This window comes from Streptomyces sp. CBMA156 (genome assembly GCF_014596515.1).
GTDB lineage: Bacteria > Actinomycetota > Actinomycetes > Streptomycetales > Streptomycetaceae > Kitasatospora.
Genome location: NZ_MSJQ01000255.1, coordinates 1 through 10,617, shown reverse-complemented (window position 1 = coordinate 10,617; position 10,617 = coordinate 1). Strand labels below are relative to the sequence as shown.

The following is a 10,617-nucleotide window of genomic DNA, read 5'->3' as shown; positions in this document are numbered from 1 at the left end:
CCGTCGGCACCGCCGCCGGTGCGCCCGCCCCGCCGCCGGACCACCCGGCCGGCTCGGCGAGCCGCCGCTCGACCGTACGGGCGTCCGCCGGCCGGTCCGCCGGGTCCTTGGCCAGCAGCTCGGCGACCAGCCCGGCCACCTGCGGCGGCAGCCCGAACTGCGCCGGGTCCAGCGGCGCCGGCGCCTCGTTGAGGTGCCGGTACATCAGTACCGGCGTCGAGTCCCCGCCGAACGGCCTTGCCCCGGTGAAGAGTTCGACGAGCACGCAGCCCAGCGCGTACAGGTCGGCCCGCCCGTCCACCCGGCCGCCGGTCCAGCGCTCCGGCGCCATGTACGCCGGGCTGCCGACGATCGTCCCGGTGGTGGTCAGCCCGCCCGTGCCGGTGTCCAGCTGGGCGATGCCGAAGTCCAGCACCTTGAGGTGCCCGGCATCGGTGATCATCACGTTGTCCGGCTTGATGTCCCGGTGCACCATGCCCGCGTCGTGCGCGGCCGCCAGGGCGCTGCTGATCTCCCGGCCCCAGCGCAGGCCGAGCGCGGGCTCGGGCACCCCCGCCCGCAGCACCTCGGTCAGGGTGCGGCCGGTGAGCAGCTCCATCACCAGGTAGGTGACCTGCCGGCCGCCCACCTCGCACTGGCCGAGGTCGTGCACCGTGACGATGTGCGGGTGCGACAGGTTGCCCGCCGCGCCGGCCTCCCGGACGAACCGCAGCGCCGCCTTCGCCCGGTCACCGTCGTGGTGCCCGATGACCTTGACCGCCACCGGCCGCCCCATCCGGGTGTCCCTGGCCCGCCACACCACCCCGAAACCGCCCTGGCCGAGCTTCTCCTCCAGCTCGTACCGGCCGTCGAGGACGTCACCGACTCGCACGTGCCCCTCCTCCCCCTCCCCGTCCTGACGCCCAGACTCTACCGACGGCCCTCCCCTCCGCACGGAGCCGGTGGAAGGATGGACCCGAGCCCCGCGCCGGTGCGGCGGCTCGGACCAGCAGAGCCCGAGGAGCGCAGTCATGGCCAAACAGGCCCCGCAGAGCGACCCGGCGCAGGACTCCCCCGAGGTGTCGGCGCCCCAGCACGCGGCCGCCGGGCTGACCGCCGTCGGCCACAGCCTGCGGATGGCCGCCGAGCAGATGGGCGCCCGCCGCACCCTGGCCACCCTGCGCAAGGTCAACCAGCCGGACGGCTTCGACTGCCCCGGCTGCGCCTGGCCCGAGCCGGACCGGACGCACACCGCCGAGTTCTGCGAGAACGGCGCCAAGGCCGTCGCCGAGGAGGCCACCGAGCGCCGGATACGCGCCGAGTTCTTCGCCGCCCACCCGGTCGCCGACCTCGCCGGACGCTCCGGCTACTGGCTCGGCCAGCAGGGCAGGCTCACCCAGCCGATGCTTCTCGACGAGGGCGCCACCCACTACACGCCGGTCTCCTGGGACGACGCCTTCGCGCTGATCGCCGAGGAGCTGAAGGCCCTGGACACCCCGGACGGCGCCGCCTTCTACACCTCGGGCCGGACCAGCAACGAGGCCGCCTTCGCGTACCAGCTGTTCGCCCGCCGGCTCGGCACCAACAACCTGCCGGACTGCTCCAACATGTGCCACGAGTCCTCCGGTTCGGCGCTCACCGAGACGCTCGGCATCGGCAAGGGCAGCGTCAGCCTCAAGGACCTCTACCAGGCCGACCTGATCATCGTGGCCGGCCAGAACCCCGGCACCAACCACCCCCGGATGCTCTCCGCGCTGGAGCGCGCCAAGCGGGCCGGCGCCACCGTCGTCAGCGTCAACCCGCTGCCGGAGGCCGGCCTGGAGCGGTTCAAGAACCCCCAGCACGCCCGCGGCCTGGTCGGCCACGGCACCAAGCTGACCGACCTCTTCCTCCAGATCCGCCTCGGCGGCGACCTCGCGCTGTTCCGCGCGCTCAACCGGATCGTCCTGGAGCGGGACGGCGTGGACCGCGCGTTCGTCGCCGAACACTGCCACGGCTTCGAGGAGTTCGAGGCCCAGGCGCTGACGACCGACCGGGCGGAGGTGCTCGCCGCGACCGGCCTCCCCTGGGAGCAGATCGAGGAGCTCGGCCGGCTGGTGCTGAGGTCCGAGAAGATCATCGTCTGCTGGGCGATGGGCCTCACCCAGCACAAGCACGCCGTCCCGACCATCCGCGAGGTGGTCAACTTCCTGCTGCTGCGCGGCAACGTGGGCCGCCCCGGCGCCGGGGTCTGCCCGGTGCGCGGGCACAGCAACGTCCAGGGCGACCGGACGATGGGCATCTTCGAGCGGCCGGCCCCCGCCTTCCTGGACGCGCTGGGCGGGGAGTTCGGCTTCGAGCCGCCGCGCGAGCACGGACTCGACTCGGTGGACACCATCCGCGCGATGCGCGACGGCCGGATCGGGGTGTTCTTCGCGATGGGCGGCAACTTCGTCGCGGCCACCCCGGACACCGAGGTCACCGAGGCCGCGATGCGCCGCTGCCGGCTGACCGTCCACGTCTCCACCAAGCTCAACCGCTCGCACGTGATCACCGGCGCCCGCGCGCTGATCCTGCCCACCCTGGGCCGCACCGACCGGGACGTCACCGGGCGCGGCGCCCAGTTCGTCAGCGTCGAGGACTCGATGGGCCAGGTGCACGCCTCGCGCGGCGGCCTGCGTCCGCCCGCGCCCGGTCTGCTCTCCGAGACCGCGATCGTCTGCCGCCTCGCCCGCGCCGTGCTCGGCCCGCGGGACACCGTGCCGTGGGAGGACTTCGCCACCGACTACGACACCCTGCGGGACCGGATCGCCCGCGTCGTGCCGGGCTTCGAGGACTACAACGAGAAGGTCCGCCGCCCCGGCGGCTTCACCCTGCCGCACGGCCCCCGGGACTCCCGCACCTTCCCGACCGCGACCGGCCGGGCCAACTTCTCGGTCAACCCGCTGACCGCCCCCGAGGTCCCGCCGGGCCGGCTGCTGCTCCAGACCCTGCGCTCGCACGACCAGTACAACACCACGATCTACGGCCTCGACGACCGCTACCGCGGCATCAAGGGCGGCCGCCGGGTGGTCCTGGTCAACCCCGCCGACGCCGAGGAGCTCGGGCTCACCGACGGCGGGTACGTGGACCTGGTCGGCGAGTGGAGCGACGGCGTGGAGCGCCGCGCCCCGCACTTCCGCGTCGTCCACTACCCCGTCGCCCGCGGCGGCGCGGCGGCCTACTACCCCGAGACCAACGTCCTGGTGCCGCTCGACTCCACCGCGGACATCAGCAACACCCCCACCTCCAAGGCCGTGGTCATCCGCTTCGCCCCCGACAGCGGCGCCTGACCCGGCGGCCGGAACGGCGCGGAGGCCGCCCCACGTCCGGTGACGTGGGGCGGCCTCCGCGCGACCGCGTCAGTGGGTCGGCGTGCCCAGCGGCAGCGTCGCCGTGGCGCTGCCCTGCGCCGTGGCGCTCGCCGAGCCGGTGCCGGTCGGGCTCCCCGTCCGGGTGTCGGTCGGGGTGCCGGTCGGCGTCCCGGTCCCGGTCGGGGTGGGCGTCCCCGGGGTGTCGGTCGGGGTCGGGGCCGGAGTGTTCGGCGTCCCGGTCGGGGTCGGCGTGGGCGTCCCGGTCTCCGACGGCGTGCCGGGGTTCGACGGCGTCCCCGGGTCGGTCGGCGTACCCGTGCCGCCCGGCGTGGTCGGCGTACCGGTGCCACCCGGCGTCTCCGGCACCACCGGGGGCGTCACCGCGCCGCCCGCGGCCGGCGGGGTCGGCACCTGGCCGGCCGGGCTCGGCGCTATCGGCGTGACGGAGTCCCAGCCCGGCGGGAGGTCGGGCACCTTCCACGCGCCGCCGGCGTCGTCCGCCGCGCCGGACGGGTCGGGCCGGACGGCTCCGAGGATCGGCATCGAGCCGATCGGCGAGATCTTGATGAACGCCCCGGGCCGCGGTGCCTGCACGACCAGCCCGCCGCCGATGTACATCCCGACGTGCGAGGCGTCCTGGAAGTAGATCACCAGGTCGCCGGGCCGCAGCTGGTCGAGCGCCACGTGCGGCAGCTGCGCCCACTGCTCCTGGCTGGTGCGCGGAATCGGCCGGCCCGCGTGCAGCCAGGCCTGCGAGGTGAGGCCCGAGCAGTCGTAGGAGCCCGGTCCGGTGCCGCCCCACAGGTACGGCTTGCCCAGCTGCGCCAGCGCGAAGGCTATGGCCGCGCGCCCCTGCAAGGAGGGCGTGCGCTCCCCCTTGCCGAGCGCCCCCGAGGCGAGGAACGCGAGCTGCGCCTCGTCCGCCTTGGCCTTCTCCAGCTGCTCCAGCTCGGTCCGCTGGGCGCCGGTCAGCGAGGCGACCGCCTGCTCGACCGCGGCGAGGTCGGCGGCCGCCTTGGCCTTGGCCGAGTCCTGCTGGGTGACCAGCGTCCGGGAGGTGTTCAGCGCCTCCTCGGTCTGCTTCCGCAGCCCGTCCAGCGCGTCCCGGTCGCTCTTCAGCTTGTCCAGGAACTCCGACTGCGAGCGGCTGGCCGAGGCGAGCAGCTCGGCGATGACGACCGCCTCGTACGGGTCCTTGGAGAGCAGCAGCTCGGCGTACGCGGACGTGGCCCCGTTGCGGTACTGCGCGGCGGCGAGCTGCGAGGCGATGTCGGTGCCGGCGTCGACCTGCTTCTGCTGGCGGTCGAACCGGCCCTGGAGGTCGGTGAGCGAGGTCTGCTGCTCCGTCACCTTGGCGACGGCGCCGTTGTACTGCTCGGTGGCGGCCTCGGCGCTCTGGTAGAGGGCGTGCAGCTGGTCGAGCATCGGGCCGAGGGTGGCCTTGGCGGCGGCGAGCGGGTCCGCGCCGGCGGCGGTCTGGCCGGTCCCCGGGTCGGGTGCGGCCCAGGCGGCCTGGGCGCCCACGGGCAGCGCGAGCGCGGCGGCCGCGAGGACGGCTCCGCAGCGCAGTGCCGCCCGGACCCAGGGCCGTACGCGTGCCGTCTCCGCTCTCTGTCCCGCCCCGCCCATGGCCTGGTCCTCCCCGCCGCACACTGCCCCTGTCCCGGCTTCCCGGATCCCGCAGATCCTCCCACGGGTCCCCCGACGGAAACAGGGCGCGCGCGGACCGGGAGGTTAATTCTCGATGGACCTGTGAGACAGCTCTCAGCAAATCGGGTCGAACCGGCAGGTTCTTCGCTAATGTCCAGTTCAGCGCGCCCTGGGTCACTCCGATGAAAGGCACTGGTCACCGCGAGTCAACCATCGGAACCATGATTCCCGGTCCAGTTCACCTTCCGTTTACCAAGCAGACCTACGGTCGCGACGTCATCAACGTCCGTGCGACAACTAAGACGATTGTTTGGGTATGGAACACATCTCGTTCCTGGTGGCCGTTGTGATCATCACGGCGCTCGCCTTCGACTTCACAAACGGGTTCCACGACACCGCCAACGCGGCCGCCACCGCGATCGCGACCGGGGCCCTTCGTCCGAAGGTCGCGGTCACCATCGCGGCCCTGCTCAACTTCGCGGGCGCGTTCCTGTCCGTGAAGGTCGCCACCACCATCTCCGGCGGCATCGTCAACGAGAAGGCCGGAGTCCATCCCGAGATCATCTTCGCCGCCCTGGCCGGCGCGATCCTCTGGAACCTGCTGACCTGGCTGCGCGGCCTGCCGTCGAGTTCCTCGCACGCCCTGTACGGCGGCCTGATCGGCGCCACCGTCGTCGGTGTCGGCATGAACGGCGTCAACTTCGACACCGTGATCACCAAGATCCTCATCCCCGCGGTCGCCTCGCCGTTCGTCGCCGGACTGGCCTCCTGGGGTGCCACCAAGCTGGCCTACGCGATCACCCGCAAGGGCAACACCGCGACCACCGAGAAGGGCTTCAAGACCGGCCAGATCTTCTCCTCCTCGCTGATCTCGCTCGCGCACGGCACCAACGACGCCCAGAAGACGATGGGCATCATCACCCTCACCCTGGTCTCGGTCGGCGCCCTGCCGCACGGCGCGCTGCCCCCCGTCTGGGTGATCGTCTCGGCCGGCGCCGCGATCGCGCTCGGCACCTACATGGGCGGCTGGCGGATCATCCGCTCGATGGGCAAGGGCCTGGCGGACATCCGCCCCCCGCAGGGCTTCGCCTCCGAGTCGGCCGCCGCGACCGTCATCCTGACCTCCTCGCACATGGGCTTCGGCCTCTCCACCACCCAGGTCTGCTCCGGCGGCATCATGGGCGCCGGCCTCGGCGGCCCGAAGGGCGAGCTGCGCTGGAGCCTGGTCCGCCGCATGGTCTACACCTGGGGCCTGACCCTGCCGGCCGCCGCCGTGGTGTCCGGCGGCGCGGCCCTGCTGGCCGAGCAGGGCAACTGGGGCATCGCCCTGGTCGGCGCCGTGCTGGTGGCCGGCTCGGCCGCGATGTGGCTGATCTCCCGCCGCCAGCCGGTCGGCGCGGACAACGTCAACGACGTCACCCCGGTCGACGTCACCCCGGTCGAGGTCGCACCGACCGGTACGGCGAACGCCCCCACCCCCGCCTCGACCACGGTCGCGGCCTGAGCGCCGCAGGCTGAGGAGCACTCACCATGCACATCAAGTGGAACGCCCTGGCCCAGACCGCCGGGATCAGCTTCGGCGTCACCGTCGCCGTGGTCGCCGTCTTCGCGCTCGGCATCCTGGCGCTGTCCCGCCGCGAGGCCGCTGCGGGCAGCGCCGGTGAGGACGGCGGCACCGCGGCCGCGGGCGGCGGCAGGCTCGCCCTGGCCGGCGCGTACGTCTGCTTCGCGCTGTGCGGCGCGGTCGTCCTCTACGGACTGTCGCTGATCGCCGGCAGGTAGCCGCCGCACGCAGGACGACGGGCCGGGGAGTGCGTCCACACTCCCCGGCCCGTTCGCGTATCCCGGCTGCCGGTGGGTCCCCGGCCGGTCAGTCCCCGGCCGGTCAGCCCTCCGTGGCGGTCTTCAGCGCCGTCTCCCGGATGAACAGCACCGTGACGAAGGCCAGCGCCGCGAACGGGGCGGCCCACAGGAAGATGGTGCCGACGCCGTGGCCGAAGGCGTCCGTCACCAGCGGCACGATCGGGGCCGGCAGCTTGGCCAGGTCCGGGATGCCGCCGCCGGACGCCGCGGCCGACGCCGGGATGTGCGCCGCGGCCAGGTTCTCGGCCAGGTAGTGGCCGACCTTGTTCGACATCAGCGCGCCGAGCGCGGAGACGCCCATCGCGCCGCCCATGGTGCGGAAGAAGGTGACCACCGAGCTGGCCGCGCCGAGCTCGTGCCTGGGCACCGTGTTCTGCACCGCGAGCACCAGGTTCTGGCTGGTCAGGCCGAGCCCGACGCCGGTGATCGCCATGTAGACGGAGAGCAGCACGTAGCTGGTGTCGGCCCTGGCGGTACCGAGCAGGCCGAAGCCGACCGCGAGCAGCGCGGTGCCGGAGACCAGGTAGGCCTTCCACTTGCCGTACTTGGTGATCAGCCGGCCGGCCACCGCGGAGGAGACCGCCAGGCCGAGGATCATCGGCAGGGTCATCAGGCCGGCCATGGTCGGGGACTTGGCGCGGGCCAGCTGGAAGTACTGGCTGAGGAAGGTGGTCGCGCCGTACATCCCGACGCCGACCAGCACGCTGGCGAGCGCGGCCAGGGTGACGGTGCGGTACTTGAACAGGCTCGGCGGGATGATCGGCTCGGCGGCGCGGCGCTCGATCACGATGGCCAGGGCGCCCAGCAGCACCCCGCCGCCGACCATGGCCGCGGTCTGCCAGGACAGCCAGGCGTAGTTCTTGCCGGCCAGGGTGATCCAGATCATCAGCAGGCTGACCGAGGCGGTGATGACCACCGCGCCCAGGTAGTCGATCTTCGCCTTGCGCTTGACCACCGGCAGCTTGAGGGTGCGCTGCACCACCAGGATCGCGACCACCGCGAACGGGATGCCCACGTAGAAGCACCAGCGCCAGCCCAGCCAGGCGGTGTCCACGATGACGCCGCCGATCAGCGGGCCGCCGATGGTGGCGAGCGCGAAGACCGCGCCGAAGTAGCCGCTGTACCGGCCGCGTTCGCGCGCCGGGACCATCGCGGCCAGGCAGATCTGGCCGAGCGCCACGACACCGCCGGCGCCGATTCCCTGGAGCGCGCGACAGGCGATCAGCTCGCCGGTGTTCTGCGAGAGGCCGGCCAGCGCCGAGGTGCCGATGTAGATCAGCAGGGCGATCTGGAGCAGCAGCTTCTTGCTGACGAGGTCGGAGAGCTTGCCCCAGATCGGGGTGGAGGCGGTGAGGGTGAGCAGCGACGCGGTGATCACCCAGGTGTACGCGGACTGGCCGCCGTGCAGGTCGGCCAGGATGTGCGGCAGGGCGTTGGAGACGACGGTCGAGGAGAGCACGGCCACGAAGAGGCCGAGCAGCAGGCCGGAGAGCGCCTCCATCACCTGTCGGTGCGTCATCTGTTGACTGTCGGTCGCGGCGGCGGTTCCGCTCGCGGCCTCGGTGGTCACGGTCATCTGGGTCCTTCGGCGAGGCGCGCGGGATACGCGGATCATGAAAGTTCGTTGCCGTAAGCAACCATAAGCTGGATGGTTGAGTTAGGCAACTTTCTTCAAGGGGAAGTAAAGACCGCGCCCACGGGCCCCGGTCACCTCGCCGGCGACCTCCCGGTCACTCGGCCGCCGGCTCCTCCAGAACGTCGTTGAAGCGGTGCAGCAGCTCCGCGAAGCGGGCCACGTCCTCCGGCGACCAGCCGCCCATCACCTCGCGCACCCGCCGCAACCGGACGCCCTGCGCGGCCAGGTAGCGCCGCCGCCCGTCCTCGGTGAGCGACACCAGCGCGGCCCTGCGGTCCAGCGGATCCGTCTCCCTGGCGACCAGGCCCAGCTCCTCCAGCGTCCGGACCTGCCGGCTCACCGTCGCCTTGCCGATCGCGAAGTGCACGCCGACGTCGGTCACCCGCACCGGCCCCGCCTGCTCGATGTAGCCGAGCAGGCTGTACGCCATGCCCTCCAGCCCCGGGTGCACCCGCCGTGAGAGTTCCGCCACTCTGGCCCGGCCCCGCCGGAACATCAGCGCGACCTCGCGCTCCACCGCCACCAGGGCTTCTTCGTCACTCACCGCGCCAGTATCGCGCAGCGGCACCGACCCCCGTGCGGCGCGGGAGGTGCGACAAGCCAACTAGTTCATGGTATGAAGTATCGGTTCTGGAAGTACCGTTTTTCCCCATTACGCAAGGAGATGTGGATGGCAGCCCCGGGGCAGGGTTTCGTCGCCGAACTGAAGGGTGCGGTCACCCCGCGCGCGGCACTGCTCGTGTTCGGCGTGCTGCTGCTCCAGCTCGGCTTCATCACCTCCTACATCGGGGCGCTGCACAAGCCCGCCCCGCAGAACCTCTCCATCGCGGTGGTCGCCCCGCCGCAGGTCGCCCCCAAGCTGGTCGGCGCGCTGGAGGCGGTGCCGAACGACGCCGTCCGGGCCAGCACCGCGCCGGACGCCGAGACGGCGACCCAGCTGATCAAGGACCAGAAGCTCTACGCCGCGCTGGTCGTGGACCCGACCTCCACCCAGGACACCCTGCTGGTCGGCAACGCCCGTGGCACCGCCGCCGCCAAGGCCGCCGAGACCATCACCACCGCGATCGACCAGAGCCAGGGCCGGACCGTCAAGGTCCAGGACGTGGTGCCGCTCGCCAAGGGCGACAACAACGGCCTCTCCGCGTTCTACCTGGTCATCGGCTGGTGCGTCGGCGGCTACCTGGTCGCCTCGATCCTGGGCATCAGCGCGGGCTCCAAGCCGGCCAACACCCACCGTCTGCTGATCCGCCTCGGCGTCCTCGCGGTGTACTCGATCGGAGCCGGCCTGCTCGGCACGGTGATCGCCGGACCGATCCTGGACGCGCTGCCCGGCTCGGTCCTCGGCCTGAGCGCCATCGGTGCCCTGGTGGTGTTCACCGTCGGCGCCTTCACCATGGCGCTCCAGTGCCTGTTCGACATCCTCGGCATCGGCGTCGCGGTGCTGATCTTCGTGGTGCTCGGCAACCCGAGCGCGGGCGGGGTCTACCCGGCGCCGATGACGCCGCCGTTCTGGCGGGCCATCGGCTCGTGGATCCCCAACGGCGCCGGCACCACCGCCACCAAGTCGATCGCCTACTTCGGCTCCACCAACCTGGGGCTGCCGATCCTGGTCATGGTGGTCTGGGCACTGGTCGGCATCGGCATCGCCCTGCTGGCCGTGCTGCGGCGCGGGCGTTCCGAGGGTGACGCGCCGGTCGCCATCGAGGCCTGATCCGCCCCCGTACCCGACTCCACCGAGCCCCCGGCCACCGCGGCCGGGGGCTCGGTGCGTCCGGGGTGTGCCGGTGCGGCTCGTCCGGGCCGGTGTGCCGGGCGTCCGAGGGCCCGTTCCCCGGCCGTCCCTCCCTCACACCGTCAGGCCGTCAGGCCGTCCCGCTCTCAAGCCGTCAGGCCGCCGTGAACGGCCCCGGCTCGGCGACGACGGCCCGGACGACCCGCACCGCCGCACCCAGCAGCGGGCCCCGGCGGCCCAGCCGGGAGACGGTCAGCCGGTCGTCGGACCACGGCCGCACCGTCACCCTGGCGGCCAGCTCGGCCCGCATCGCGGGCAGCAGCCAGGGCGCCAGCCTGGCGTAGCCGCCGCCCAGCACCACCTCCGCCGGGTCCAACAGGTTCACCGCACCGGCGGCCGCGGTGCCGAGCGCCGTGCCGGCCCCG

General features: G+C 72.8%; 9 protein-coding genes. 4 read left to right on the top strand and 5 right to left on the bottom strand.

What is annotated here, in order from left to right:
- A partial coding sequence (locus BU198_RS21330; RefSeq protein ID WP_188298461.1) for a serine/threonine-protein kinase occupies positions 1 to 871 on the bottom strand: 871 nt, incomplete at its 3' end.
- 139 nt (positions 872 to 1,010) lie between these two features.
- Between BU198_RS21330 and BU198_RS21325 the strand changes: the two genes are divergently transcribed.
- Positions 1,011 to 3,290: an FdhF/YdeP family oxidoreductase gene (locus BU198_RS21325; protein WP_188298460.1), complete on the top strand. Its 2,280-nt coding sequence runs from the start codon at positions 1,011 to 1,013 to the stop codon at positions 3,288 to 3,290.
- A gap of 69 nt (positions 3,291 to 3,359) precedes the next feature.
- On the opposite strand, the gene BU198_RS21320 is transcribed toward BU198_RS21325, so the two are convergent.
- On the bottom strand, positions 3,360 to 4,940 hold the full coding sequence (locus tag BU198_RS21320) for a C40 family peptidase (protein ID WP_188298459.1): 1,581 nt from the start codon (positions 4,938 to 4,940) through the stop codon (positions 3,360 to 3,362).
- Between the two features lie 337 nt (positions 4,941 to 5,277).
- On the opposite strand from BU198_RS21320, the gene BU198_RS21315 reads away from it, so the two are divergent.
- Together BU198_RS21315 and BU198_RS21310 are read left to right on the top strand one after the other, a co-directional pair.
- Complete coding sequence (locus tag BU198_RS21315) at positions 5,278 to 6,465, top strand: inorganic phosphate transporter (protein ID WP_188298458.1); 1,188 nt, start codon at positions 5,278 to 5,280, stop codon at positions 6,463 to 6,465.
- Positions 6,466 to 6,491: 26 nt separating this feature from the next.
- Positions 6,492 to 6,743, top strand: a complete 252-nt coding sequence (locus tag BU198_RS21310; RefSeq protein ID WP_188298457.1) for a hypothetical protein — start codon at positions 6,492 to 6,494, stop codon at positions 6,741 to 6,743.
- A 103-nt stretch (positions 6,744 to 6,846) separates the two neighbouring features.
- Here the strand turns inward: BU198_RS21310 and BU198_RS21305 are convergent, their stop codons facing one another.
- Both BU198_RS21305 and BU198_RS21300 read right to left on the bottom strand, forming a co-directional pair.
- Positions 6,847 to 8,400, bottom strand: coding sequence for an MDR family MFS transporter (locus BU198_RS21305; protein WP_223244729.1), 1,554 nt, complete (start codon positions 8,398 to 8,400; stop codon positions 6,847 to 6,849).
- Positions 8,401 to 8,554: 154 nt separating this feature from the next.
- Complete coding sequence (locus BU198_RS21300; RefSeq protein ID WP_317620234.1) at positions 8,555 to 9,004, bottom strand: MarR family winged helix-turn-helix transcriptional regulator; 450 nt, start codon at positions 9,002 to 9,004, stop codon at positions 8,555 to 8,557.
- Between the two features lie 126 nt (positions 9,005 to 9,130).
- Here BU198_RS21300 and BU198_RS21295 point away from each other — a divergent pair, with 126 nt between their 5' ends.
- Positions 9,131 to 10,171 carry an ABC transporter permease gene (locus BU198_RS21295; protein ID WP_223244728.1) on the top strand — a complete coding sequence of 347 codons (1,041 nt, stop codon included), beginning with the start codon at positions 9,131 to 9,133 and terminating at the stop codon, positions 10,169 to 10,171.
- Positions 10,172 to 10,346: 175 nt separating this feature from the next.
- Here the strand turns inward: BU198_RS21295 and BU198_RS21290 are convergent.
- Positions 10,347 to 10,617 (bottom strand): ROK family protein (locus BU198_RS21290; protein WP_188298455.1); only part of this gene is annotated, 271 nt, incomplete at its 5' end.